The organism is Amycolatopsis sp. QT-25, assembly GCF_029369745.1.
Lineage (GTDB): Bacteria > Actinomycetota > Actinomycetes > Mycobacteriales > Pseudonocardiaceae > Amycolatopsis.
This window is the reverse complement of the sequence record NZ_CP120210.1, coordinates 2,973,636-3,000,462: the sequence shown is the minus strand read 5'-3', so window position 1 is coordinate 3,000,462 and position 26,827 is coordinate 2,973,636. Positions and strand designations below refer to the sequence as shown.

Here is a 26,827-nt window from a genome sequence, read left to right as displayed (position 1 = left end):
AGACGGAGGTGCTCCATACCTGCGCGCCTCGCCGCGCGTGTACCAGTTGGAGAACCTATGAAATCGCCACGACGCTGGGCGAGGATGGCCACCGCCGTCGGCGCCGCTCTCGCCACGGCCGTCGGCCTCGCCCCCGTCGCCTCGGCGGCCCCGGACGCCGTGCTCGCCTCGCCGTATCTGTACCAATGGTCGGGACAGACGGATCCGATCGCCGCGATGAACGCCACCGGGATCAAGGCGTTCACTCTCGCGTTCGTCCTCTCCGACGGCGGCTGCAACCCGAAATGGGACGGGAGCCGTTCGCTGTCCGGTGCCGACGCCACGATGATCGACAACATCCGGGCCAAGGGCGGCGACGTCATCCCGTCGTTCGGCGGCTGGTCCGGCACGAAGCTCGGCCCGAAATGCGGTACCCCCGCGGCGCTCGCCGGCGCGTACCAGAAGGTCATCGACGCCTACAAACTCAAAGCGATCGACCTCGACGTCGAAAACACCGACGAGTTCGAGAACCACACGGTCCAGGATCGGATCCTGAACGCCGTCAAGATCACGAAACAGAAGAATCCCGGCCTGCGCGTGGTCATCACCATCCCGACCGACGTCGGCGGCCCCAACGCGCACGGGAAGCGGCTGATCAACCAGGCGAAAGCACTCGGCGCGGGCGTCGACGCGTGGTCGGTCATGCCGTTCAACTTCTCCAGCGGCGGTGACATGGCTGGCAAGACCCGCAGCGCCGTGGACGGGCTGAAGAACGTCGTGAAAGCCACGTTCGGCCTGAGCGACGACGCGGCCTACCGGCGCAGCGGGCTTTCGTCGATGAACGGGAAGACCGACGTGGCGGGAGAGACCGTCAGCGTCGCCGACTTCCGGGCCATCCGCGACTACGCGGCGAGCAAACATCTCGCCCGGCTGTCGTTCTGGGCGGTGAACCGCGACTGCAACAACTGCGCGGGAATCGCGCAAGGCAAGTACGACTACACCAAGATCGTGGCGGGTTACACCGGCTGACTTCCGTTCCCCACCGGTGTCAGTCCGTGAAGCCCGGCGAGCTCTCTCTGAAGTACATGAAGGCCCCCTTCCCGTACCCAGGCGCAAGGAAGGGGGCCTTCATGTACTGGAACGATGCGAAGGTCGAGTTTCTCGGCTCTGGGTACTGACGACTCGAAACGCTCAGCTTCCCTTCACCGGCCGCACTCCGGCGCCGTGTTCAGCGGCCGTCCGCGCGACCACACGAGATCGACCGGATGCACCGAACCGTCCGGGTCGATGGACAGGATCGGCAACGCCTTGTCGAGCTGGTTGCCGGTCGCCTGGTCGAACGCGATGAACCCGGTGGCGCCGGGCACCGGCGAGTTGCAATCGATGCTGCGCAACACGTTCGCCACCGAGACCGGATCCGCCGACACGTTCTGCACGGCCGCCTCCACCGCCGCGGCGACGGCGTCGTGTTCGATCATCGCGGCGCCGTCCCACAGTTCCTCTTTCGGGAAACCATGGGTGCCGGTGAATTCGGCGATGAAGTTGTCGTAGTTCTTCTTGTACGTCGGATGCGCCGGATCGGCGGTGAACATATCCCACTGGTCGGGATAGGCGAGCGCCGTGTAGCGGAGCCGGACGCTGATGTCCTTGTTCAGCGGCAACGGCTTCCCGGCGAGTGTGCTCGCGTCGTCCCCGGTCAGCACGGTCACCGTGTCGAGCCCCTCGCAGGCACCGTCGCCCGCCAGTGCCGCCACGAGGGCACCGAGATCGAGGCCGCGGCCGGCGAAGTAGATCAGATCGGGTCTCGCGCCGCAGATGTCGTTGTGCCACCTGCTGAACAACCCTCGCAGATAGGCTTCGCGCGAAGTGTCGATGAGCGGCTTGACGTCGTAGGTCTTCGTGAAGATGACCGGGACCTTCGACGAGTTCTGGAAGGCTTCGGCGAGCGTGGTCGCGTAGGTGTCCTCCTTGCTGACTCCCTGGATCATCATCACGCGGCGGAAGCCGTGCGCGGCGATGTATCCGGCCGCGGCGCGGGCCTCGTCGGTGTTGGTCGGGCCCACGCGGAAGAAGTTGTCGATCCGTGCGCCCTTCGGGTCGGTGTTCATGTTGTCCGCGGTGACGGTCGCGCCGATCGTGGCGATGCCGTGCCGGGACAGCTCGGCCACCAGCGCCCGGCTGTTCTCCGAACTGGTGCCGACGTCGGTGACCGCCACGATGCGCTGGGCGGCGGCCGCGGCGACGATCTCTTCGGCGACCACGTGCCAGTGGTCGGCGTTGCTGCCGTAGTTGGCCAGCAGGAGCTTGATCCCCGGAGGCCCGTTCTTCGGCCACGCGGCGGTGATCGCGCCCTGGATCTCCCGCCGGACGAACGGGAACGGCTGGCTGTCGACCTTCGGATCGGGCGCCAGGTTCTCCAGCACCACGATGGTCTTGAAGTTTTCGCCCGCCGTCTCGTTGCGGCTCTTGATGAGCTTTTCCAGCGGGCCGAGCGGGTCGTCGTCCCGCATCGGGCCGGAGTCGAGGTTCAACCCGACGCAGACGTAGGACGAGCCGACCGACTCCCTGTCCGCGTTCACCGCCCGAAGCCCGGAACCACAGGACTCCCAGGGCCTGAACGACACCAGGACGGCACTCACCAGCAGGATCACGACCGCGATCAGCAGCACCCGATGGCGGCGCGCCCAGCCGCGCGGCCGCACCGGCGGCCCCGTCGCCGCGCGTTCACGGGCCTCGGACATACGTGTTCTCAGCGAATCGAGCCAGGACATCACGGAGTTCCGTTCAGGTTCAGGGGAATTCGCCGCGCCGGGCGGCTTCCTTGGCCGATACGAGCGCGCCGACGTCGGGTTGGTGTGAAGTGGTGGCCAGCGCGGCGAAGGCGTTCGCGATCACCTGGTGCTGGTCCTGCCTGCGGACGGCGAAGGGGTTGGCGGTCAGCCGGCCCGCCGCGATGAGCCGGGCGACGTTGTTCCGGATCTCGGACCGGCCGGTCGGGCATCGCGCGTTGTCCAGGTTGACGAGTTCTTCGTACAGCTCCGCGTGATCCCGCTCGGGTGGCAGATCGTCGGGCGCGTTGAGGACCAGTTCGAGCTTCGCGACCCAGTCCGCGTGCGGGATCCGGTTGAACTCCCGTTCGAAGAAGGTGACCACCTCGCCGATGTCGCCCAGCGCGAGGTTGCAGTAGGCCAGGCGCACCGGGTCCTGTGCGGTGTCCGGGTCGTCGCGCAGGGCCTCGAACTGGTCGGTGTAGGTCGGCCCGTCGCCGTTCCCGCGCCGGGCCAGCGCGGACACCAGGTTCGCGGCGATCCACGGATGCAGCGCCGCTTGGTCGTCCGTCGTACCGGGCGAGTTCCTCGCCGTCACCCACAACGAGGTGCGCAGCTCGGTCAGGATCCGTCCGACGTGCGGCTGGTCGATCCTGCTCTGCGCGGCGTCCGGGATCAGCCAGGGCGCGGTCGCGAACGGGGCCGCGGTCACGAAGTCGTCGAGGTGGACATCGTCGAGATGCTCGGTCAGGCCGAGTTCGGTCAGCCTGCGGTAGCAGGGATCCTGCCCGCCACGGGGATCGGTGGTGAGCAGATCGCGGTCGCCTTCGCGCACCTCGCTCGCCCGCAACCGTGTCGCGAGTTGCTCGACCGCCGACGGCAGCCCACCGGTCGCCCGGTGCGCGAGCGCGACCTTCGGGGTCAGCGCACCGGAATCGAGGACGCGCGCGATCCGCCCGATCGGCTGAGGCGAGATCCGGACCGGGTAGTACGGCGACTCGAGCGCGCCGTGGGCGGGTTTCGCCCAGTCGTCGTAGGAAGCCTCCTCGCAGTCCGCCATCGGCCGGACGGCGGGCGTCGCACCGGAGGCGGGTTTCCACGGCGCGAGCCAGGCGGTGCCCCAGTCGTCGTGCCACCGCCCGCTGGTGGCGATGACCAGCAGCGCGTCGTGGGCCTCGCGGTCGTTCGGGTGCTGGACGGCGTGCCGTTCCCGCGCGGTGATCAGGTCGGCGAGGAACTCGGTCCCGCCGGCGTGGTCGACGTCGTCGAGTACCACCACCCAGTTGTGCCAGTGCCTGCGCTGCTGCGTGATGTCGCAGGCGCACGGGCTCCTCTCCTCCGGTCTGGCCATCCGCGGATGGTTCTCCCGGACGTCACCGAGGAACGCCGCCATCAGCCATTCGGTGACCGCCTTGGCATCGCGGGCGCTGCCGTGCGCGAGCCGGTTGAGTTCGAGCAGCGCGTCGAACGGGGATCTCCCCTCGGCGTTGGGGAAGTCGGCCAGCGACCGCAGCGCCTTGCCCAGCCGCGGCCGGATGTTCCGGACCAGATGCGGGAACGTCTGGCGGAACAGATCCGCATACGGTGGTTCGACCAGGCCGGTCGCCTTCGCCGTCTCGGTCAGCGTGTCGAGCGTTTTGTCCAGCGCCGGGGTCCAGATGATGCCGTGGAAACTGGTGATCAACGACTTCAGCTGCGCCAGATCTTCGTCACGATTTCGCCCGGAAAGCTCCGCTTGAACTGCGATCAGCGCGATGGTGAACCGAACGAACTGCGGTTTCGGTCGATTCCGCCATTTACTCGACAACGAGTAGGCCAGTTTCGTGAGCACGTCGATCGTGCCCGCCCTGCCGCCGTGCCCGAAATCGAATCCGGCGTGCACGACACCCCAGCCCAGATCCTGGCGGATCGCTTCCAGTGCCGTGGTCTTACCCGAACCGACCGGCCCGAGCAGCAGCGTCACCGGCTGCTGACGGGAGGAGTTGCCCACCTCGCGGTTGATCAGCATTCTCCGGGCGAGCTGCACCGCGGGAGAATGTCGCCCCACACTCATTTTTCCTGTTCAGCCCCTCGCTCTGCTCCGGAAGGAATGGAGAGTGCGGACCATCGTAGGTACCGGGCCGAAGCCCGCACACGGGAAAAAGGGCACGAGACACGAAAGGACGAAATCCGGAGCGAATCGTGATTCTCGGTCGACGGTGAGCGACGCCGCCGATCACCCGAACGGCGCTATCCGCCCCACTGCGGCCAACGGCCGCCACCGGGATATCCGCCGTGGTACCAGTCGTGATACCACTCGTGGTGACCGGCGCGCGGATCCGGCCGTTCCTCACGGACCGGGGCGGGCGGCGGGGACGGCTTCTCCGAGCCGTGCATCGACGCCGTCATCGGCGGAGGGGGCGCGACGCTGCCGCCCGGAGGCCCCGCCGGGGTGGTCGGAGAAGCCGCGTCGCCCGGGGCGTCGACAGCCTGGGAAGCGATGATCGGCGGCGGGAGCGGCATCTCCGGGGCGACTTCGACCGGGTCGGCCGGGGTGAGCAGGAAGACCAGTACGCCACCGACGACGACTCCGCCCGCCGCAAGCGCCGAGATCCGCCGGATCTTCTCGTCACCGGGAGCGGCGGTCTCCGGAGCCCGGTGCTTGGGCTCGCGCGGTCCCCGGTGGCGAGGCACGGCACCGGCTTTCCGCAGCAACTCGCTCAGGGCGTCCCCACTGGCATCGTGGCGAGCCGTGCGTGCCATCGGCATCTCCCAACCCGGTCCGTCGATCGGCGCGACGGCCTCGTCCGGGGGTGGATCCTAGGAACGCGGGAGGCGGTTGTAAACGGTCGTCGTCCACTACGGACAGACGATGCGATGAAGGGTCAGGCAGCAGCGGTGACCGCGATCGCGGCCTCGCCTGCCTCGGTCAGCTCGGCGGGCACGCGGCCGATGACCGCGGAGAGGCCGGTGGACTCGGCGGGACGGATGTAGCCACCGTGAGCCAGCGCGTGCGCGGTCATCTGATCGCAGCAGGCGAACCCGTCGATGAAGAGATCCGGCTCGCAGCTGCACGACATCTGGGCACGGCGCGCCGCGACCGCTCGCAGCATCGCCATGGCTCGATGGGACAGTTCGACCTCTGATCCGGACACCGGAGTGGACCTCTCTCGATCAGCCGCCTGAATCGGCAGCACTCACACCGGGTTATCGGTCGCTGCTCCATCAGTGTTAACAAGATCTCGGACGTTGTCGGTGACTTTTCGGTTCCGCGACATCTTCGCGGACGCCAAAGTGGGCTCCAGTACCCGCGCCCATTGGGCGACGATCTGCTTGCGCCGCTTCGTGTCGTCGGTCAGCAGGTTCGCCAGCCCCAGGCCGCGGGCAAGATCGAGAGTGGCCTGGACCAGCTCGCGCACACCCTGGTGGGACTCGTCGACGTCGAGTAGTTCGACGGTCACCCGGTGCGCTTCCCTGCCGACCCGTGCCTCCAGCGGCACCAGGGTCGCGCGCAGCGACTCGTCGGTCGACGCCGCGACCCACAGATGGAGCGCGGCGCGGAACATCGGCCCGCTGTAGAGGTTGAGCACCATGTCGACGGCCCGTTCGATCCGCGACCGCCCCGACGGCAGTTCCGCCGCTCGGGCGCGCAGTTCCACGATCTGGATCTCACCGACGTGCTCGACCGCGGCCGCGACCAGATCTTCCCTGGTCGGGAAGTGGTGCTGGGCGGCACCGCGCGAGACCCCGGCGCGTTCGGCGATCAGCGCGACGGTGGTCCCGTTCCAGCCGAGCTCGCCGATCGTCTCGACGGCGGCCTCGACCAGCCGCCGCCGAGTCGTCCGGCTGCGCTCTTGCTGTGGTTCGCGGATCATGACCGGTGGTGGAGAGTGGGCATGGAGGGTCGCCTTCCGTGGTGGGCTCGTGAGTGGCTAGGACGGGTTCTGACCGTCCTAGCCACTCACGAGTCAGTAGGACCGGGGCAAGCCGAGACTGTGCTGTCCGACGAAGTTGAGCACCATCTCACGGCTCACCGGCGCGATGCGGCCCAGCCGGACGGCCGTGACCAGCGTGCCCAGCCCGTATTCGCTGGCGAGGCCGTTGCCGCCGTGGGTCTGCACGGCCTGGTCGACCGCGCGGATGGCGACCTCGGCGGCGGCGTACTTCGCCATGTTCGCCGACTCGCCCGCGCCGAAGTCGTCACCGGAGTCGTAGAGCGACGCCGCCTTCTGCGTCATGAGCTTCGCCAGTTCCAGTTCGATCTTGATCTCGGCCAGCGGATGCGCGAGCCCTTGGTGGGTGCCGATCGGCGCGCCCCACACCTTGCGCTCGTTGGCGTAGGAGACGGCCTTGCCCAGCGCGTAGCGGGCGATGCCGAGCGAGAACGACGCGCCCATGATGCGTTCGGGATTGAGCCCGGCGAACAGCTGCGCGATCGCCGCGTCCTCCTCGCCGACCAGCGCGTCGGCGGGCAGGTGGACGTCGTCGAGGAACAGGCCGAACTGCTTCTCCGGCGAGACGATGTCCATCTCGATCTGCTTGTACTCGAAACCGGGCGCGTCGGTCGGGACGGTGAACAGCGCGGGCTTGAGCTTGCCGGTCTTCGCGTCCTCGGTGCGGCCGACGACCAGGACGGCGTCCGCCTCGTCGACACCGGAGATGTAGACCTTTCGTCCACTGAGGACCCAACCGTCGCCGTCGCGGTGCGCGGTGGTGGTGATCTTGTGCGAGTTCGAGCCGGCGTCCGGCTCGGTGATGGCGAAGACCATCCGCCCGCTGCCGTCGGCGATTCCGGGCAGCCAGCGCTTTTTCTGCTCGTCGGTGCCGAAGCGCGAGATGACCGTGCCGCAGATCGCCGGCGAGACGACCATGAGCAGCAGCGGGCAGCCCGCCGCGGCGAGTTCTTCGAGCACCGCGGCGAGATCCGCGATACCCGCTCCCCCGCCGCCGTACTCCTCGGGCAGGTTCACGCCGAGGTAGCCGAGCCTGCCGGCTTCGGCCCACAACTCGTCGGTCTTGAGCCCGGCACGGGCCTGTTTCGCGTAGTACTCGTGCCCGTACTTCCTGCCGAGTTCGGCGACCGCGGCCCGCAGCGCGCCGCGCTCCTCGGGTTCGGTGAAGTTCATCGCGTTCATTCGTTGTCTCCTACCACCGCGAGGATCGTGCCCACTTCGACCTGTTGTCCGACCACCACCGGGAGTTCGGTCACGACGCCGTCGGCCGGCGCCGCGATCCGGTGTTCCATCTTCATCGCTTCGAGCCACAGCAACGGATCACCGGTCTTGACGGTGTCTCCCGCTTCGACCGCGAGCCGGACGACCGTGCCCGGAATCGGCGCCACGAGCGACCCGGCGGCGAGTGCCGCGTCGGGATCGGTGTACCTCGGCACGACAGCCAGTTCGACGGCGCCTTCCGGCGAATCGACATACACCGTGTCGCCGTACCGCGCGACGGCGAACTTCCGCCGCACGCCGGCGACCTCCAGGACCACGCCGTCGCTCTCGGCGGAAAGCAGTCCGACACCTGCGAAACCGTCGGCGCGCAGACCGTCCCGGCCGAGGGTGTAGACGACCTCGATCTCGTCGTCGCCGGTGCGGAAACGTTTGCGCTGTCCCTGGGAGTGGACGTTGCGCCAGCCGCTCGGCAGCCGCCCCTGCACTCGCGCGTGCGAGCGGTTCGCGGCCGCCCCCGCCAGAGCGGCGGCCAGCGCCGAAATCCGCACGGCGTCCACGGTGGCCAGTGGACGGGCCAGGGTTTCGAGGCCATGCCGGCCGAAGAACGCCGTGTCGGTCTCGCCGGCGAGGAAAGCCTCGTGGCGCAGGACGTTCACCAGCAGGTCGCGGTTGGTCACCACGCCGTGGATCTCCGCCCCGGCCAGAGCACCGGCCAGCGCCCGCGCCGCGCTCCGGCGATCCGGCGCGTAGGCGATGACCTTGGCGAGCATCGGGTCGTAGTGCACGCCGACGGCCTGGCCGCCGACGAACCCGGAATCCAGCCGGACACCCGGGCCCACCTCGAATTCCCGCCGCGCCGCGGGAACCTCGAACCGGTGCAAGCTGCCGCTCTGCGGCTGCCAGTCCTCCGCCGGATCTTCGGCGTAGAGCCGGACCTCGATCGCGTGCCCCCGCGTCTCCGGCTCCTCGATCGGGAGATGCTCGCCCTCGGCGATCCGCAGTTGCAGCGCGACGAGGTCGAGTCCGGTGGTGGCCTCGGTGACCGGATGCTCCACCTGCAGCCGGGTGTTCATCTCCAGGAAGTAGAACCGCCCGTCCGGGCCGGCGAGGAACTCGACCGTCCCGGCACCGACGTAGTCGATCGCCTGCGCGGCCTTGCGCGCGGCGTCGAACAGCGCTTCCCGCATGGCTTCGTCGACGAACGGCGACGGTGCCTCTTCGACGACCTTCTGGTGGCGGCGCTGGATCGAGCACTCCCGCTCCCCCACCGCCCACACCGTGCCGTGGCCGTCGGCGAGCACCTGGACCTCGATGTGACGACCGGTCTCCAGGTATCGCTCGCAGAACACGGTCGGGTCGCCGAACGCCGAAGCGGCCTCCGCACTCGCGCCCTCGACGGCTTCGGCGAGTGCGCCGAGCGAACGCACGACGCGCATTCCGCGTCCGCCACCCCCGGCGGAAGCCTTGACCAGCAAGGGAAGATCGGCTTCGGTGACCCCGGCCGGGTCCAATTCGGACAGGATCGGAACCCCGGCTTCGGCCATCATCCGCTTGGCCTCGACCTTGGAGCCCATGCTCTCGATGGCTTCCGGCGGCGGTCCGATCCAGGTGAGCCCCGCGTCGATCACGGCGCGGGCGAACGCGGCGTTCTCGGACAGGAAGCCGTAGCCGGGGTGGATCGCGTCGGCGCCGGTCTCGACGGCCGCCTTGATCAGCAGTTCGGCCCGCAGGTACGTGTCGGCGGGCGCGTTGCCCGGCAGGCGGACGGCGACGTCCGCCTCGGCGGTGTGCGGTGCGTCGGCGTCCGCGTCGGAGAACACCGCGACCGTGCCGATCCCGGCATCGCGGCAGGTGCGGAACACGCGGCGGGCGATCTCCCCGCGGTTGGCGACCAGCATTTTCTCGATCATGCCGCTCACATCCTGAAGACGCCGAAGCCTTCGGCGCCCTTCACTGGTCCATTGTGGATCACGGACAGGCTGAGCCCGAGCACCGTGCGGGTGTCGCGGGGATCGATGATCCCGTCGTCGTAGAGCATCCCGGAGAGGAACATCGGCATCGATTCCGCCTCGATCTGCCCCTCCACCATGGCACGCATGGCGGCGTCGTGCTCCTCGTTGTAGTCCTGGCCTCGCGACGCGGCGGCGGCGCGGGCCACGATGGACAGCACGCCCGCCAGCTGTTGCGGCCCCATGACCGCGGATTTCGCACTGGGCCAGGCGAACAGGAACCGGGGATCGTAGGCCCGGCCGCACATGCCGTAGTGCCCGGCGCCGTACGAGGCGCCCATGAGCACCGACAGATGCGGCACCTTCGAATTCGACACGGCGTTGATCATCATCGCGCCGTGTTTGATGATGCCGCTCTGCTCGTATTCCTTGCCGACCATGTAGCCGGTGGTGTTGTGCAAGAAGACCAGTGGCGTGTCGATCTGGTTGGCCAGCTGGATGAACTGCGCGGCCTTCTGCGACTCCTCGCCGAAGAGCACGCCTTGGGCGTTGGCGAGGATGCCCACCGGGTAGCCGTGGATGCTCGCCCAGCCGGTGGCGAGACTGCTGCCGTACAAGGGTTTGAACTCGTCGAAGTCCGAACCGTCGGCGACCCTGGCGATCACCTCGCGCGGGTCGAACGGCACCTTGAGGTCGGTGGGCACGATGCCGAGCAGGTCCTCGGCGGAGTACAGCGGCTCGGCGTGGTCCGGTTCGGGCGTCGGGCCCTGTTTGGTCCAGTTGAGTCGTTTGACGATGCTGCGGCCGAGCCGGATCGCGTCCTCTTCGTCCACCGCGAGATAGTCGGCCAGACCGGAGGTCCGGGCGTGCATCTCGGCGCCGCCGAGCGATTCGTCGTCGGATTCCTCACCGGTGGCCATCTTGACCAGCGGCGGCCCGCCGAGGAACACCTTCGCGCGTTCTTTGACCATCACGACGTAGTCCGACATGCCGGGCAGGTACGCGCCACCGGCGGTCGAATTACCGAAGACCAGGGCGATCGTGGGCACCTTCGCGGCCGACGAACGGGTGATGTCGCGGAAGATCCGGCCGCCGGGGATGAAGATCTCTTTCTGGGTCGGCAGATCCGCGCCGCCGGACTCGACGAGGTTGATCACCGGCAGGCGGTTCTGCGCGGCGATGTCCGCGGCGCGGTAGCTCTTCTTGGCCGTCCACGGGTTGCTCGCCCCGCCTTTGACCGTCGGGTCGCTCGCCGAGATCATGCACTCGACGCCTTCGACGACGCCGATCCCGGTGATCACGCTGGCACCGACCTGGTAGTCCGAACCCCAGGCCGCCAGCGGCGACAGCTCCAGGAACGGCGAATCCTCGTCGAGGAGGAGCTCGATCCGTTCGCGGGCCAGCAGTTTGCCGCGTTTGCGGTGGCGGGTGACGTACTTTTCGCCGCCGCCCGCGATGGCCTTGGCGTGCTCGGTGTCGATCTCGGCGAGTTTGCCGAGCATGGACTCGCGGTTGGTGGCGAATTCCTCGCTCCGCGTGTCCACGGTAGACCTGATCGTGCTCATGCGGTGTATCCCAATCGCTTCGCGGCCAAGCCGGTGAGGATCTCGTTCGTGCCACCGCCGATACCGAGGATGCGCACGTCACGGTAGTGACGCTCGACTTCGGCCTCGCGCATGTAGCCGAGTCCGCCGTGCAGTTGCACGGCCTCGTTGACCACCCATTCGGCGGTCTCGACGGCGGTGTTCTTCGCGAAACAGGCTTCGGCGATGACCTCTTCTCCCGCGACGTGCCGCTGGGCGACCTGCCGGGTGTAGGTGCGGGCGACGTCGATCTTGCGGGCCATCTCGGTGAGCTTGTGCTGCACCAGCTGACGGGAGATCAGCGGACGGCCGAAGGTCTCGCGCAGGCGGCACCAGTCCGATGTCAGGTCGAGTGCCCGCTGGGCGTGCGCGTAGCCCTGCACCGCCAGTGAGACCCGCTCGGTGACGAATTGGGTGGCGACCTGCGCGAAGCCACTGTTCTCGGTGCCGATCAGGTTCTCCGCGGGCACGCGGGCGTCCACATAGGACAATTCGGCGGTGTCGGAGCAGAGCCAGCCCATCTTCTCCAGTTTGCGGGAGACGGTGAAGCCCGGTGTGCCGCGTTCGACCACGATGAGCGAGATCCCGTGGGCGCCTGCCTCGCCGGTGCGGACCACGGTGGTCACGAAGTCGGCGCGGCAGCCCGAGGTGATGAAGGTCTTGGCTCCGTTGACGACGTACTCGTCGCCTTCGCGCACCGCGGTGGTGCGGATCCCGGCGACGTCGGAGCCGCCGTCGGGTTCGGTGACCGCGAGCGAGCCGATCTTGGTGCCTGCCAAGGTGGGCCGGACCCAGCGTTCGATCTGCACCGGATCCCCGGCCGCCGCGATATGCGGGACGGCGATGCCGCAGGTGAACAGCGAGGCGAACAGGCCACCGGAACCACCCGCGTAGTGCAGTTCCTCGGCGATGACCACCGCGTCGAGGTAGTCGCCGCCCCCACCGCCGACCTCTTCGGGGAAACCGACCCCGAGCAGCCCGAGTTCGCCGGCCTTGCGGTGCAGGTCACGGGGCAGTTCGCCCTCGCGCTCCCAGTCTTCGAGGTGGGGCAGGATCTCGGTCTCGGCGAACCGCCGGACGGTCTTGCGCAGTTCGACGCGTTCCGGGGTGGAGAAGATGTCGGTCACAGGAGGGCCTCCGGGATGTCGATCTCGCGGGAGCGCAGCCATTCCCCGAGTGCCTTCGCCTGCGGGTCGAACCGCGCCTGCGACGCGACGCCCTCGCCGAGGATGCCTTCGACGACGAAGTTGAGCGCCCGCAGGTTCGGCAGGAGGTGCCGCCGGACCTCGAGGTCCGCGGTCTCCGGGAGCAGCAGTTTGAACTCGGTGACGGTGAGCCGGTGCGCGAGCCAGCGCCACGCCTCGTCGGAGCGCGCCCAGACGCCGACGTTCGCGTTGCCGCCCTTGTCCCCGCTACGGGCGCCGATCACCTTGCCCAGCGGTGCGCGACGGACCTGTGCCCGGGTGAACGGCGCGGGCAGCCGGTCTTCGTCCACATCGGACAGAGGCAGCGTTTCGGCGGCGGGTGCGATGTCGCGGCGCGTTCCGTCCGGCAGGACGGCGACGTGCGGCACCTCGTGCGCGCCGACGAACGCGGGCCGGTACACGCCGTAGGGTGAGGCGGCCGCGGGCGGCGCGGTGACGTGGAAGCCGGGATAGCTAGCCAGCGCGAGTTCGATCGCCGCACCGCTGAACGCGCGCCCGGCGACCTCCGGATCGGCGTCCTTCACCGCGACGTGCAGCAGAGCGCTCGCCTGCTGCTCGGTTTCGGCGTCGGTGCGGTCGGTGCGGGCCAGGGTCCATCGGACGTCCGCCGGCGGTCTGGCGTTGAGCGCGCCTTCGAGTTGTTCCTTGACCAGCGCGGCTTTCGCCTCGATGTCGAGTCCGGTGAGGACGAACGTCGTCTCGTTGCGGAAACCGCCCAGCCCGTTCAGGCAGACCTTGAGCGTCGGGGGCGGCGGCTCCCCGGTGACGCCGCTGATCCGGACACGGTCCGGACCGTCCTCGGTGAGCGTCAGCGTGTCGAACCGCGCCGTGACGTCCGGCCCGGCGTAACGGGCACCGGTGATCTCGTAGAGCAGTTGCGCGGTGACGGTTCCGGCGTTCACCACGCCGCCGGTGCCGGGGTGTTTGGTGATCACACTGGACCCGTCGGCGGAGATCTCGGCGATCGGGAACCCCGGCAGGCCGATCTCGTGCTCGGTGAAGAAGGCGTAATTGCCGCCGGTGGCCTGCGTACCGCATTCGATCACGTGCCCGGCCGCGACCGCGCCCGCCAGCGCGTCGTAGTCGTCGCGCGCCCAGCCGAAGTGCGCGGCCGCCGGGCCGACGATCACCGACGCGTCGGTGACGCGTCCGGTCACCACGATGTCGGCGCCCGCGTTCAGGCATTCCGCGATCCCCCACGCGCCGAGGTAGGCGTTGGCGGTCAGTGTCTCGCCGAAGCCGAGTTCTTCCGCCCGCTGGACGAGGTCGTCGCCCTCGACGTGCGCGATGGCGACGTCGACGCCGAGTCTCGCGGCCAGTTCGCGAAGGGTGTCCGCGAGACCGGCGGGGTTGAGCCCGCCGGCGTTCGCCACGATCTTGACACCCTTCTCCTTCGCCAGCGCGAGGTTCTGTTCCATCTGGCGCAGGAAGGTCTTGGCGTAACCGCGATTCGGATCCTTCATCCGGTCACGGCCGAGGATGAGCATGGTCAGCTCGGCGAGGTAGTCGCCGGTCAGCACGTCGAGCGGACCGCCGGTGAGCATCTCGTGGACGGCGGAGAACCGGTCGCCGTAGAACCCCGAGGCGTTGCCGATCCTGATCGGGGTCATGCGAACTGCCCCGGTTCCCGTCCGGCACCGGGAGGTCCCGCGAACGCCTGCGCGATCCCGAGCCACTCCTCGACGTCCGTGCCCGTGGCGACCAGGTCGGTGTCGGCGGGGTGACGGCGCTGGGTGACCACGAGGCAGAAGTCGACCGCGCTCCCGGTGAGCCGCTGTTCGGCGTCCTCGGGGCCGAACGTCCAGGTGGTGCCGTCGGGTGCGGTCAGCTCGACGCGGAATTCCTCGGCGGGCGGGGAGAGCGAATTGAGCTTGTAGGCGAAGTCGCGCGTGCGGGTGCCGAAGCGGGCGATGTGCCAGATCCGGGCGGTGTTCTCCCGCTCGATGCCCAGCGCGTCGAAGATGTCCTGGCCGTGTGCCCAGGTCTCCATGAGCCGCGCGGTCACCATGGACGCCGCGCTCATCGGCGGGCCGTACCAGGGGATCTTCTGCCCGTCGGGCACCACGGCGAGCGCTTCGGCGAGTTCCCCGCGGCCCGCGCGCCACTCGGCCAGCAGCTCACGAGGCGGCGTCGTCGCGCCCTCGGCGGCGCCGTCGTCGACGTAGGACTCGCCCGTCGCGAGCAGCCCTTCGATCTCGGCCTGCCACTCGGCCTCGGAGCCACGCGCCGCGATCAGCGCCTTCTTGTCCGTCCAGGCCAGATGAGCGATCTGATGGGCGATCGTCCAGCCTTCGGCCGGGGTCCGCCGCGCCCACTCCGACGCGGGCAGCTCCGCCACCACGTCGTCGATGGTCTGCGCTTCCACCGCGAGATCCCCAAGGATCACGCCCAGGTCAGCCATGCCCGCCTCCTCGCGTCTTCTGCAGAAGGCTGGCACCCGGCGCCGAAAAAATCAAGCGTGCCTGATTTTTCCTGACACGCCCGCCGCAATCAGTCACCTACTTGCGCGCGAACGCTGCCCAACGCCCGGAACACCTCCGCAAGTAGGTGACTGATTGCGCTCGACCAGCCCTACTTCCTCGCGCGCTCGAACTCCCGGATCAGCACCGGGTACTGCTCTCCCCCGTGTCCGGCGGCGATCGCGCGATCGGCCATCGCCTTGAGCAGCTTCGGCAGTTCCGCGTTCACCTCCAGCGCTTCGCATTCCTCGACCAGGTGGTCCATCGCCCGCGCGTCGGTCTCCAGGGCGGAGATTTCGGCCGGGAACGAATCCTTGTCGACCTGTTCGGCGTATCCGGGCAGCCAATCGGCCACCCCGGCGGCGATCTGCCGCGCGAACGGCGCGTACGTCGTGGCGTCGACACCCGCGGTCTTGAGCATCGCCGTGCCCTGAAGCCACGCGTTCAAGACGCTCCACATCATGGTCAGGCCGGCGACGTCGTACAGGGACGCCAGGCCGGGGTCCTCACCGAGATGGCTGATCGTGCCGAGCGCGCCGAGGTCGAAGTCCGGCCGCGGCCCGCTGAGCAGGATCACCGCCTCGGCGGTCCCGATCGCCGGCGGGACGGCCATGATCGCGCCGTCCAGGTAGCGGGCGCCCTGTTTTTCGGCCCAGGCGGCGGTTTCCCGCGCTTGGGCGGAGCTGCCCGAGGACAGGTTGACCAGGGTCGTGCCCGCCAGCTTGGCATCACCGAGCAGGTCGTGCACAGCGGGGTAGTCGGTAAGGCACAGGATCGTCACGCCGCCCGAGCCGAGCGCTTCGCCGACCGAAGGCGCGAGCCGCGCCCCTTCGGCGACCAGGGAGTCGGCTTTGGCGGCCGTCCGGTTCCACACGGTCGTGGGATGCCCGGCCGTCAGGAACGCGCGAGCGAGCGCGGTGCCCATGAGACCGAGGCCGACGACCGATATCGGGGTGTTCGCGTGGTCAGTCATGGCACCATCGTCGACCTTGATACCGGTATGAAGGTCAAGTGAGGAAGCGATGAGGATCGGTGAACTGAGTCACCGGACGGGCGTCAACACGCATCAGTTGCGCTACTACGAGGCCCAAGGCCTCCTGGAGGCGAGCCGCGGTACGAACGGCTACCGCGAGTACGACGAGACGGCCTTGCTGCGGGTGAAGCAGATCCGGCATCTGCTCGCCGCCGGCCTGTCGTCCGAGGACATCGCGTATCTGCTGCCGTGCGCGATCGGGGAGGAGCCCGAGCTGATCGGCTGCCCCGAACTGCTGGCCGCGATGCGCGAACGGCTCGGGCGCCTGGACGAGCAGCTGGCCAAGCTGGCACGTTCGCGTGACGCGCTGGCGGAGTACATCGTCGTGGCCGAGCGCATCGGTGGCGAGAGCTATCCGCCCTTCGACGGTGCCGCCGCGTGACCGAGACACGCCGAAGCGGTCCGGCTGCGGGAGCGGGGCGCCGACGAGGCCCGCCTGCGCTCGATCGCACTGGCCGAGCGAAACCCTCGGGAAGCCGTGATCGCCGACCAGACCGCGTGGGCGCACGATTCCGCCGGGCCGGAGGCGGCAGCGGCCCTGTTTTGCGAGCGGGCACTCGCCGGTGAAGACATGTCCACAGAGGACAGACATGGTGTGTCGGTCGGGCTCGGCCGATACGACGAGTTGCTCGAGATGCTACGCCGAGGCCTCGGTGAGTTCCCGGACGAGGCGGCGCTGAGGACCTTCCTCGCGATGGCGCTCTACGACGTCGGCGTGCGGCGATACCGGCGAGCGGTCGAGTACTGCGCGGACCGTCTGGACGACAGTGAACGAGGCTTATTGACACCCTGTCAACGTAGCCTTACTTTCACGTCATGAGCGCCTACGCCGAGATCACCTACGAGGTCGCCGACCGCATCGTGACGGTCACGCTCAACCGGCCCGAGGCCCGCAACGGCTACACCATCCGCATGGCCGACGAACTCGGCGACGCGCTGGACCGGGCCGACCGCGACGAAGACGTCCGGGTGGTGATCCTGACCGGCAACGGCACGGACTTCTCGGTGGGCGCAGACCTCACCAAGGGTGGTCTCGACTTCGATCCCGAGACCGGTCCGGACGCGGCCTGGCAGGAGCCGGCGGGACGCTGCTCGAAGCGGATCTTCACGATGAACAAGCCGGTGATCGCGGCACTGCGGGGCGCGGCCGTCGGCGCCGGCATCACGATCACGTTGTCGTGCGACTACCGCCTGGCCTCCACGGACTCCCGATTCGGCTTCGTGTTCGTGCGCCGGGGGCTCTATCCCGAAGGCGCGTCCGCGTGGTTCCTCCCGCGGCTCGTCGGGATGGGCACGGCACTCGACTGGATGATCAGCGGCCGCGTGTTCGGCGCCGAGGAGGCGAAGATCGCCGGGCTGGTGCACAGTGTCCACGAGCCCGAAGAAGTGCTCGGCAAGGCACGTGAACTGGCCCTCGAGATCGCCAAGACCACCTCACCCGTCTCGGTCGCGGTGACCCGGCAGCTGGTGTACCGGATGGCCGGCGCGGAATCGCCGTTCCCCGTGCACGAACTGGACTCCCGGCTGATCGGCGGCCTGGGCTCCAGCCCGGACGCCGTCGAAGGCGTCCTGTCCTTCCTGCAGAAACGACCACCGGAGTTCTCCATGCGCGTCGACACCGACCTGCCCGCCTACCTGCCGTGGCGCAACGCGTGACCGCCTATCCCCCGGAGCCCTGGGACCTGGCGGGCCAGGCGTACCTGTCGGTCTGGCGCGTCCCGGTGAGCGAACTGCCCGCACTGCCCGGCGGCACCGAACCCGTGGTGCTGGGCGGCCGCGCGCAGGTGTTCACCGCCTGGATCGACTACCAGGAGCCAGGACAGCTTCAGTACCACGAACTGCTGGCGACCGTCGCCGTCCGCGGCGAGCGTCTCTCCGGTTCCATCACCGACATCTGGGTCGACAGCGAGGTCTCCCTCGCCGGCGGGCGCGCACTGTGGGGCATCCCCAAGGACCGCGCCGCGCTCGACTTCGCCCACGGTCGGACCTTCACCGCCTCGGCGGCCACCCACGAGGACTGGATCGCGACGGCGGCCTTCACCGCCCGCCCGAGTCTCCCGGTGCGGATGCCCGCGGCCTTCGACGTCGTCCAGATGCTGGACGGCCGACTCGAAAGAAGCCCCGTCCGAGCGACGGCGAACCCGCGTCCCGCGATCGCGGAGTGGCGGATCAACGAGTCCGGGCCGTTCGGCTTCCTCGCCGGTCAGCGGCCCCTCCTGAGCGCCTGCCTGCGCGATTTCAAGCTCGTTTTCGGGGGTTGACCAGCCGCTCAGTGTGATCGGCCAACCCGGCAGGGTGAGACCACGACACGCCACCCATTGGGGCACGTGCAGGCCCTGACCCCTACATGTAGTCTCTGGGAACCGACATCGCCCAGCGACGGGGAGACCGCTCGGGAGCGGTTGTCGGACAGCTTGGTGAACCCGCAGCGCACGGCCTTGTGCGGCCTTGTGGTGCTTCGACGCGCCCTTTTCAAGAGACAGTTTTCGAGAGACCTTTTCAAGAGACACAGTGGAGTGACGTATGTCAGTCGATACCGGTCAGCGGCCGCCCTCGTCCTCGGACACGACGCCCGTGACCGTGCGAGTCATCCGGCGGGACGGCAGCGTGTCCCCCTTCGACGCGAACAAGATCTCGGTCGCCGTGACCAAGGCCTTCCTCGCCGTCGAGGGCGGTGACGCGGCCGCTTCGTCGCGGATCCACCACCTGGTCAACGAGTTGACCGAGCAGATCGAGACCACCCTGCTCCGCCACGCCGGTCCCGAGACCGCGCTGCACATCGAGCAGATCCAGGACATCGTCGAACTGGCGCTGATGCGCGGCGAGCACCACAAGGTCGCCCGCGCGTACGTCCTGTACCGCGATGAGCGCGCGAAGGCCCGTGAGGCCGAAAAGCCCGCTTCGTCCGACGTCGCCATCAGCGTCAAGGCGGCCGACGGCTCGCTTCGCCCGCTCGACTGGGCCCGCGTCTCACACGTCGTCGGCGAAGCCGTCGCCGGCCTCGAGGACGTCTCGGCCGAGCCGGTGCTGGCCGAGGCCAAGCGCAACCTCTACGACGGCATCAGCGCCGACGAACTCGCCCTCGCCCAGATCATGGCCGCGCGCGTGCTCGTCGAGCAGGAGCCGAACTACTCCTACGTCAGCGCCCGGCTGCTGGCGGACAAGCTCCGCGGCGAGGCGCTCAGCTACCTCGCGGGTGTGCCGCAGCAGGCCAGCCAGGACGAAATGACCGCGCGGTACCCGCGGTATTTCCGGGACTACCTCAAGCGCGCCATCGAGCTGGAGCTGGTCAACCCCGAGCTCCAGGCCTTCGACCTGGACAAGATCACCGCGGCCATCCACGCCGAACGCGACCTCGACTTCGGCTTCCTCGGCCTGCAAACCCTGTACGACCGGTACTTTCAGCACCACGACGGCATCCGCTTCGAGTTGCCGCAGGCGTTCTTCATGCGCGTCGCCATGGGTCTGGCGATCCGCGAAGACGACCGTGAAGCCCGTGCCATCGAGTTCTACGAGCTGCTCTCGACGTTCCACTTCATGGCGTCCACCCCGACGCTGTTCAACTCGGGCACCACGCGCCCGCAGCTGTCGTCCTGCTTCCTGACCACCGTCGACGACGACCTCGACTCGATCTTCCAGGCGTACAAGAACAACGCGCTGCTGGCGAAGTACTCGGGCGGCCTCGGCAACGACTGGACCCCGGTCCGCGGCCTCGGCGCGCACATCAAGGGCACCAACGGCCAGTCGCAGGGTGTCGTGCCGTTCCTCAAGATCGCCAACGACACCGCGGTCGCGGTGAACCAGGGCGGCAAGCGCAAGGGCGCCGCCTGCGCGTACCTCGAGACCTGGCACGTGGACATCGAGGAATTCCTCGACCTGCGCAAGAACACCGGTGACGACCGTCGTCGTACGCACGACATGAACACCGCGAACTGGGTGCCCGACGAGTTCCTGCGCCGTGTCGAGGCCGACGCGCAGTGGACGCTGTTCTCGCCGAACGAGACCCCGGATCTGCACGACCTCTACGGCACCGCGTTCGCCGAGCGTTACCGCGAGTACGAGGCCGCCGCCGAACGCGGTGAGCTGAAGGTGTCCCGCAAGATCCGCGCGGTCGACCTGTGGCGCCGCATGCTGACCATGCTGTTCGAGACCGGCCACCCGTGGATCACCTTCAAGGACCCGTGCAACCTGCGCTCACCGCAGCAGCACGTGGGTGTCGTGCACTCGTCCAACCTGTGCACCGAGATCACCCTGAACACCACCACCGACGAGGTCGCGGTCTGCAACCTCGGCTCGGTGAACCTGCTCAAGCACGTGACCCCCGAGGGACTGGACACCCAGCGGCTCGAGAAGACCGTGCGCACCGCGGTCCGCATGCTCGACAACGTGATCGACATCAACTTCTACACGATCCCGGAGGCGCGCCGCTCCAACCTGCGCCACCGCCCGATCGGGCTGGGCCTGATGGGCTTCCAGGACGCGCTGTTCGAGATCGGCGTGCCGCTGTCCTCCGACGAGGCCGTCCAGTTCGCGGACACCAGCATGGAGCACATCAGCTACTACGCGATCTCGGCCTCGACCGACCTCGCCGAGGAACGCGGCCAGTACCAGACGTTCGAAGGTTCCCTGTGGAGCAAGGGAATCCTGCCGATCGACTCGATGCAGCTGCTGATCGACGCGCGCCAGGGCGACGCGCTCGACGTCGACACGTCGTCCACTTTGGACTGGGCGCCGCTGCGTGAGCGGGTCAAGACCGTCGGGATGCGCAACTCCAACGTGATGGCGATCGCGCCGACCGCGACGATCTCCAACATCTGCGGGGTCGGGCAGTCGATCGAGCCGCTGTTCCAGAACCTGTTCGTCAAGTCGAACATGTCCGGCGACTTCACCGTGGTGAACCCGCACCTGGTCCGCTCGCTCAAGGAGCGCGGGCTGTGGGACGAGGTCATGGTCTCGGACCTGAAGTACTTCGACGGCAGCCTCGGCCAGATCGACCGCGTGCCGGACGACCTGAAGGCGTTGTACGCCACCGCGTTCGAGATCGAGTCGAAGTGGCTGGTGGACGCCGGTTCACGGCGCCAGAAGTGGATCGACCAGGCGCAGTCGCTCAACCTGTACATCGCGGCACCCAGCGGTCGCAAGCTCGACGAGCTGTACCGCTACGCCTGGCACAAGGGCCTCAAGACCACGTACTACCTGCGGGCGCGGTCCGCGACGCACGTGGAAAAGAGCACCCTGCGCGGCACCGACGGCAAGCTGAACGCGGTCTCGGCCACCCCGGCCCCGGCCACACCTTCGGCACCCAAGCCCGCCGCCGTTCCGGCTCCCTCCGCTTCTGCTCCCGCCGCTTCGCCCGCCCCGTCGGCTTCCGCCGCGGTCCCGGCCGTCCCGGTGACCGCTCCGGCACCGGCCGCCAAGCCGGAGCCGAAGGAGATGCCGCAGGTCTCGGACGTCGACTTCGTCGCCACCGAAGGCGCCGCCTGCCGGATCGACGACCCCGACTGCGAAGCCTGCCAGTGACCGCCCGGTCGTGAGCGGCGATCCGGGCCGGAACCCGAATCGCCGCTCACGACCCCCGACTCGTTAAGTGAGCTTTCATGACCACCTTTGACGCCTCCACCGACGCCACCGGCCTCGGTGCGATCGAAGTCGGCGCCGCCCGCATCAACGTCGACGACAAGCGGATGATCAACGCCCGCGCCGACGTCAATCAGCTGCTGCCGATGAAGTACACCTGGGCGTGGGAGAAGTACCTCGCCGGCTGCAACAACCACTGGATGCCGACCGAGGTCGCCATGCAGGCCGACATCGCGCTGTGGAAGTCGCCCGACGGCCTCACCGAGGACGAGCGCACCATGCTCAAGCGCAACCTCGGCTTCTTCGCCACCGCGGAATCGCTGGTGGCGAACAACATCGTGCTCGCGGTGTACCGCCAGATCACCAACCCCGAATGCCGCCAGTACCTGCTGCGCCAGGCGTTCGAGGAGGCCGTGCACACGCACACCTTCCAGTACATCTGCGAAAGCCTCGGCCTGGTCGAGGGCGAGCTGTTCAACATGTACCGCGAGGTCCCGTCCATTTCGGACAAGGACGCGTGGGCGCTGAAGTACACGCAGAACCTGGAGAACCCGGACTTCGAGACCGGCACCCCGGAAGCCGACCAGAACTTCCTGCGTGACCTCGTCGCGTTCTACGTGATCTTCGAGGGCATGTGGTTCTACACCGGCTTCGCGCAGATCCTCTCGCTCGGCCGCCGGAACAAGATGATCGGGATCGCCGAGCAGTACCAGTACATCCTGCGCGACGAGTCGATCCACCTGAACTTCGGCATCGACTGCATCAACCAGATCAAGATCGAGAACCCGCACCTGTGGACCGAGGAGTTCCAGGCGGAGATCCGGACGATGCTGACCGAGGCTTGCGAGCTCGAAGTAGCCTACGCCCGCGACACCATGCCGCGCGGCATGCTCGGGCTCTCGGCCGAACTGATCGAGCAGTACATGCACTTCATCACCGACCGTCGCGCGCAGCAGATCGGCCTCGCGCCCATCTTCGGCGAGACCGAGAACCCGTTCCCGTGGATGTCGGAGGCGATGGACCTCAAAAAGGAGAAGAACTTCTTCGAGACCCGCGTCATCGAGTACCAGTCCGGTGGCGCCCTCGACTGGGACTGAGCCCCGAACTCGCCACTCGCGTGCTCGGACACGTAACTCACGTGATCGGACACGTAACTCGCCGGGCGGGCTTTCACCCGGCGAGTTACGTCTCCAGACACGTGAGTTACGGCTCCGATCACGCGAGTCACGGCTCCGATCACGCGAGTCACGGCTCTGGTCACGCGAGTCACGGCTCTGGTCACGCGAGTCACGGCTCTGGTCACGGCGGAGCGTCCGTTTCGTCAGGTGCCCGGCGGGCTCGTTGCGGGACTGAGCACACTCCAGGGTGCTACCGGCTCGCCCGCCTCCCATGCCGGTCGAGGTAACAGGGATCCGGTGTGAATGAACCGGTCGCGGCCACCCACCCGGTCCGCTCCGAGCTTCCCTGACGTTCCGTGAAGGCCTCCTTGAGGGACCCAGGGTCCCTCAAGGAGGCCTTCACGGACTTCCGCCGAAGTATTGTCAGGACGTCAATAAGGGTGCGAAGGTGGAGCGGTAGCCGATCTCAGCGGGGAGATGGTCACCATGGCGAATGCCGTCGAAAAGGTCACCGGGGCACTGCGCGAACGGGTCCCGCCGCTCACGTCGATCCCCTTGCCGCGCTCGGTCGACCGGCGCTGGCTCGGCGCGACCTGGCCGGTCCGCGAACTCGCGCCCGCCCCGCCCGGCCTCAAACCCGTCCTCGGCGACGAAGGGCCGCCGGTCATCGGGCACGCGCTGGACTTCATGCGCTTCGGTATCGAGTTCAACCTCAAACGCTACGAGACCTACGGCCCGGTGTCGTGGATGGGCGCGTTCGGCCGCCGCATCGTCGCGCTCTCCGGCCCGGAAGCCACGCAGATCGCGTTGGTGAACAAGGACAAGGCCTTCTCCCAGGAGGGCTGGAAGTTCTTCATCGAGCAGTTCTTCGACCGCGGCCTGATGCTGCTCGACTTCGGCGAGCACCATCTGCACCGCCGGATCATGCAGGCGGCGTTCACCCGGCAACGGCTCACCGGGTACGTCGACCAGATGGGACCGGCCCTGCGCGAAGGCATCGCCGCGTGGGCGGACCGGCCGAACCCGCGGATCTACTGGTCCCTCAAGCAACTCACCCTCGACGTCGCGACGCGGGTGTTCATGGGCATGCGGTCCGGCGACGACGCGGGCGCGATCAACCGCGCGTTCGTGAATTCCGTGCGCGCGGGCACGGCCCTCGTGCGCTTCCCCGTTCCCGGCGGCCGCTGGGCGGCGGGATTGCACGGCCGCAAAGTCCTCGAACGCTACTTCTCGGCGAACCTGCCCGCGAAACGGGCGAGCGACGGCGACGACCTCTTCGCCGCCTTGTGCCACGCCACCACCGAAGACGGTGATCGCTTCACCGACTCCGACGTCGTCAACCACATGATCTTCCTGATGATGGCCGCGCACGACACGTCGACCATCGCCAGTGCCGCGGCCGTCCATCACCTCGCCAAGAGCCCTGAATGGCAGGAACGAGCGCGCCAAGAGTCCCTCGCGCTCGGCGACGACGTGCCGGACATCGAGGCGCTGGAGACCCTGAAGACACTGGACCTGGTGATCAAGGAAGCCCTGCGGCTGGTGGCCCCGGTTCCTTCGCTGACCAGGAATACGGTGAAGGACACCGAGGTGCTCGGACACTTCGTTCCCGAAGGGACACTCGTCGGGATTTCCCCCACCGTCAACCATTTCGCGCCGGAGCACTGGACCGACCCGATGCGGTTCGACCCGGATCGCTTCGGCGAGGAACGCCGCGAGGACAAGTCGCACCGCTACGCGTGGATGCCGTTCGGCGGCGGCGCGCACAAGTGCATCGGCCTGCATTTCGGGATGTTGGAAGTGAAGGCGCTCCTGCACGAGATGCTGCGGGCGTATCGGTGGTCGGTCCCGGAGGACTACACCACACGCTGGGATTACGTTTCGCTACCCGTCCCGGCGGACGGTCTGCCGATCCGGCTGACCGCTTGCTGAACTCGGACCAACCGGACATCCACGATCGAGTACTCTTGGTGACATCCGGTCGCCAGTCGTGTAGTGCCGATCACCCTTTCAGCCGGTAGACACCCCGGATCGCGCATGATGCCGTGGCACTACACCCGGTCGGCTCGTACCCAGTGTGGGCCCATGGGCTCGGACACCCGGTCTGAGCTGGCCAAAGACCGCGCATGAAGAGGTGAAGTGTGCCCGAGCCTGGTTCCGCGCCAGGGTTGGTGGACGTGGCTCGGAGATGGGCCGAGACGCTCGCTGACACTAAAGGAGTATCGCTTCCCAAGGAGCAACTCGAACAGCTGCTGCTCGACGTCGCCGAGGACGCCGTCCGGGCCGAGCCCGATCACCAGCCCGCCGTGCGGCGCTTCTCCAAGCTCTATTCCGCCTCGCCCGTCGGGATCGCGCTCGCCGACCCCAGCGGCACGATCGTCGAAGCGAACACCGCACTCGGCAAACTCCTCGGCTGCCGTCCCACGGCGCTGCGCGGACGGGAGATCCCCGGTCTCGGCTCCACCGACCACGACGTCGCCCGGCTGCGGAACGCGCTCTCGCAGCTCATGACCGCCGGCCGGACGACCCAGCAGGAACGCCTGTTGCTGACCCACAGCGAGGAAGGCTCGCTCTGGGTCGACGTGACCTTGACCGACCTGCCCGGTGACCGGCCCGGCTCGACCTATCCGGTGCTGATGGTCGCCGACGCCAACGAGATCCACCTGCTGCAGGAACAACTGCTGCACCAAAACGTGCACGACCCGCTGACCGGCCTCCCGAACGCCACCGCCTTCGGCAACGCCCTCGAAACCGCGCTGGCCGGGTCCGGCAGCGAGCAGGTCGCGCTCGTCTACCTCGACGTCGACGGCTTCAAGGTGATCAACGACGGTCTCGGGGCGGGCGTCGGCGACCAGGTGCTGCGCGGGGTCGCGAAGAAGCTCACGTCCGTGTTCACCGGCAGGCACAACGGTTCGGTCGCCCGGCTGTCCGGCGACGGGTTCGCCGTCCTGCTGCGCGGCGACTTCACGCCGCCCGAGGTGATCGCACTGGTCGAGCAGGCCCTGGAGGAACTGGTCGAGCCGATCTACCTCGGCGGGCACGGAATCGGGGTCAGCGCGAGCGCGGGCATCGTCGTCCGCCCGGTCACCGACGGCGGCCCCGAAGATCTGCTTCGTGCCGCGGAAATCGCCCTGCACCGCGCCAAGGAGGCGGGCAAGGCGCAGTGGATGCTGTTCGATCCGGAACTCGACGCGCGGGACCGGAGCCGCTACCAGCTCGGCGCGGTCATCGCGGGCGCGCTGGAGAACGGCGAGTTCTCGCTGATCTACCAGCCGACGGTGAAGCTCGCGAATCCCGACCAGCTGGCCGCGGTCAACGCCGGGTTGCGCTGGAGCCATCCGGAGAAAGGCGAACTGGACTCGGACGAGTTCTACCCGCTCGCGCAGATCACCGGGATGACCATCCCGCTCGGCCGGTGGCTGCTGGCCGAATCGCTCGCCGCCACCGCGAGATGGCGGAACAGGTTCGGCGAAGCCGCACCCGACGTCTGCGTGCGGCTGCCGAACCGGCTGGCCATCGAGCCCGATCTGGTACTGCTGGTCAAGGAACAGCTCGACCGGCACAACCTGCCCGCCCAGGCGCTGCGGCTGTGCACGGACCGCGAATCCGTGCTCGACGCCGACGGCGAGGTGCTCGATTCCTTCGCCGTACTGGCCGAGCTGGGTGCCCAGCTCGTGCTGACGATCTCCGGCTCGGACGATCTCGAGCTGATCCCTCGGCACCGGCTGCCGGTTCGCCACGTGATCCTGTCCGGCGCCGTGGTCGACGCGCTGGCCGACGGCGAGGACGAGGCCGACGTCCGCCACCTGTGCCAGCTGGTCGCCAGGGCCAAGGAGCTGAAACTGCGCATCGGCGCGGAAGGCGTCCACAATCACGAACAGGCGGAGCGGCTCCGGCGGTACGGCGTGCTCGCGGCGCGTGGTTCGTTCGTCGCGGATTCCGCGACCGGGGACGAGGTCGACGAGCTCATCGGACGGCACGCCCACTGACGTGACAGGATCGC

The 26,827-nt window shown here is 68.3% G+C and carries 21 protein-coding genes; 9 read left to right on the top strand and 12 right to left on the bottom strand.

Annotated features, from left to right (window positions below):
* The first annotated feature begins 57 nt into the window (after positions 1-57).
* Positions 58-1,008, top strand: coding sequence for a chitinase (locus tag P3102_RS14060; RefSeq protein ID WP_276369558.1), 951 nt, complete (start codon positions 58-60; stop codon positions 1,006-1,008).
* Positions 1,009-1,181: 173 nt separating this feature from the next.
* Here the strand turns inward: P3102_RS14060 and P3102_RS14055 are convergent, their stop codons facing one another.
* The 12 genes from P3102_RS14055 to P3102_RS14000 all read right to left on the bottom strand — a co-directional run bounded on the left by P3102_RS14055 (position 1,182) and on the right by P3102_RS14000 (position 16,069).
* Positions 1,182-2,720 carry an ABC transporter substrate-binding protein gene (locus P3102_RS14055; protein ID WP_276369556.1) on the bottom strand — a complete coding sequence of 513 codons (1,539 nt, stop codon included), beginning with the start codon at positions 2,718-2,720 and terminating at the stop codon, positions 1,182-1,184.
* Between the two features lie 49 nt (positions 2,721-2,769).
* Positions 2,770-4,800, bottom strand: coding sequence for a hypothetical protein (locus P3102_RS14050; protein ID WP_276369554.1), 2,031 nt, complete (start codon positions 4,798-4,800; stop codon positions 2,770-2,772).
* 176 nt (positions 4,801-4,976) lie between these two features.
* Positions 4,977-5,489, bottom strand: a complete 513-nt coding sequence (locus P3102_RS14045; protein ID WP_276369552.1) for a hypothetical protein — start codon at positions 5,487-5,489, stop codon at positions 4,977-4,979.
* Positions 5,490-5,611: 122 nt separating this feature from the next.
* Positions 5,612-5,881: a hypothetical protein gene (locus P3102_RS14040; protein WP_276369550.1), complete on the bottom strand. Its 270-nt coding sequence runs from the start codon at positions 5,879-5,881 to the stop codon at positions 5,612-5,614.
* 42 nt (positions 5,882-5,923) lie between these two features.
* Positions 5,924-6,601, bottom strand: a complete 678-nt coding sequence (locus tag P3102_RS14035) for a TetR/AcrR family transcriptional regulator (RefSeq protein WP_276369548.1) — start codon at positions 6,599-6,601, stop codon at positions 5,924-5,926.
* A 93-nt stretch (positions 6,602-6,694) separates the two neighbouring features.
* On the bottom strand, positions 6,695-7,861 hold the full coding sequence (locus P3102_RS14030; RefSeq protein WP_276369547.1) for an acyl-CoA dehydrogenase: 1,167 nt from the start codon (positions 7,859-7,861) through the stop codon (positions 6,695-6,697).
* Positions 7,858-9,810, bottom strand: a complete 1,953-nt coding sequence (locus P3102_RS14025; RefSeq protein WP_276369545.1) for a biotin carboxylase N-terminal domain-containing protein — start codon at positions 9,808-9,810, stop codon at positions 7,858-7,860. Before P3102_RS14025 ends, P3102_RS14030 begins: the two co-directional genes overlap by 4 nt.
* A 5-nt stretch (positions 9,811-9,815) precedes the next feature.
* Complete coding sequence (locus P3102_RS14020; RefSeq protein WP_276369543.1) at positions 9,816-11,414, bottom strand: carboxyl transferase domain-containing protein; 1,599 nt, start codon at positions 11,412-11,414, stop codon at positions 9,816-9,818.
* A complete protein-coding gene (locus P3102_RS14015; RefSeq protein ID WP_276369542.1) occupies positions 11,411-12,559 on the bottom strand; it encodes an acyl-CoA dehydrogenase family protein in 1,149 nt (382 codons plus the stop codon). Before P3102_RS14015 ends, P3102_RS14020 begins: the two co-directional genes overlap by 4 nt.
* Positions 12,556-14,247, bottom strand: coding sequence for an acyclic terpene utilization AtuA family protein (locus P3102_RS14010; RefSeq protein ID WP_276369540.1), 1,692 nt, complete (start codon positions 14,245-14,247; stop codon positions 12,556-12,558). Before P3102_RS14010 ends, P3102_RS14015 begins: the two co-directional genes overlap by 4 nt.
* A complete protein-coding gene (locus tag P3102_RS14005) occupies positions 14,244-15,038 on the bottom strand; it encodes a TIGR03084 family metal-binding protein (protein ID WP_276369538.1) in 795 nt (264 codons plus the stop codon). The genes P3102_RS14010 and P3102_RS14005 overlap by 4 nt, the downstream gene beginning before the upstream one ends.
* Before the next feature lie 170 nt (positions 15,039-15,208).
* Complete coding sequence (locus P3102_RS14000; protein WP_276369536.1) at positions 15,209-16,069, bottom strand: NAD(P)-binding domain-containing protein; 861 nt, start codon at positions 16,067-16,069, stop codon at positions 15,209-15,211.
* Positions 16,070-16,118: 49 nt separating this feature from the next.
* Here P3102_RS14000 and P3102_RS13995 point away from each other — a divergent pair, with 49 nt between their 5' ends.
* The 8 genes from P3102_RS13995 (at position 16,119) to P3102_RS13960 (ending at position 26,813) form a co-directional block, all read left to right on the top strand.
* A complete protein-coding gene (locus P3102_RS13995; protein WP_276369534.1) occupies positions 16,119-16,511 on the top strand; it encodes a MerR family transcriptional regulator in 393 nt (130 codons plus the stop codon).
* Between the two features lie 96 nt (positions 16,512-16,607).
* A complete protein-coding gene (locus tag P3102_RS13990; RefSeq protein WP_276369532.1) occupies positions 16,608-16,949 on the top strand; it encodes a hypothetical protein in 342 nt (113 codons plus the stop codon).
* Positions 16,946-17,785, top strand: coding sequence for an enoyl-CoA hydratase-related protein (locus P3102_RS13985; RefSeq protein ID WP_276369531.1), 840 nt, complete (start codon positions 16,946-16,948; stop codon positions 17,783-17,785). The genes P3102_RS13990 and P3102_RS13985 overlap by 4 nt, the downstream gene beginning before the upstream one ends.
* Positions 17,782-18,390: an acetoacetate decarboxylase family protein gene (locus tag P3102_RS13980; RefSeq protein ID WP_276369529.1), complete on the top strand. Its 609-nt coding sequence runs from the start codon at positions 17,782-17,784 to the stop codon at positions 18,388-18,390. Before P3102_RS13985 ends, P3102_RS13980 begins: the two co-directional genes overlap by 4 nt.
* 262 nt (positions 18,391-18,652) lie before the next feature.
* The gene (locus tag P3102_RS13975) at positions 18,653-21,649 is read left to right on the top strand and encodes a ribonucleoside-diphosphate reductase subunit alpha (RefSeq protein ID WP_276369527.1); all 2,997 of its coding nucleotides are present in this window, start codon (positions 18,653-18,655) and stop codon (positions 21,647-21,649) included.
* A gap of 77 nt (positions 21,650-21,726) precedes the next feature.
* The gene (locus tag P3102_RS13970) at positions 21,727-22,803 is read left to right on the top strand and encodes a ribonucleotide-diphosphate reductase subunit beta (RefSeq protein ID WP_276369526.1); all 1,077 of its coding nucleotides are present in this window, start codon (positions 21,727-21,729) and stop codon (positions 22,801-22,803) included.
* A gap of 507 nt (positions 22,804-23,310) precedes the next feature.
* Positions 23,311-24,756 carry a cytochrome P450 gene (locus tag P3102_RS13965; RefSeq protein WP_276369525.1) on the top strand — a complete coding sequence of 482 codons (1,446 nt, stop codon included), beginning with the start codon at positions 23,311-23,313 and terminating at the stop codon, positions 24,754-24,756.
* A gap of 245 nt (positions 24,757-25,001) precedes the next feature.
* On the top strand, positions 25,002-26,813 hold the full coding sequence (locus P3102_RS13960) for a GGDEF and EAL domain-containing protein (protein ID WP_276369523.1): 1,812 nt from the start codon (positions 25,002-25,004) through the stop codon (positions 26,811-26,813).
* The last annotated feature ends 14 nt before the right edge of the window (positions 26,814-26,827 follow it).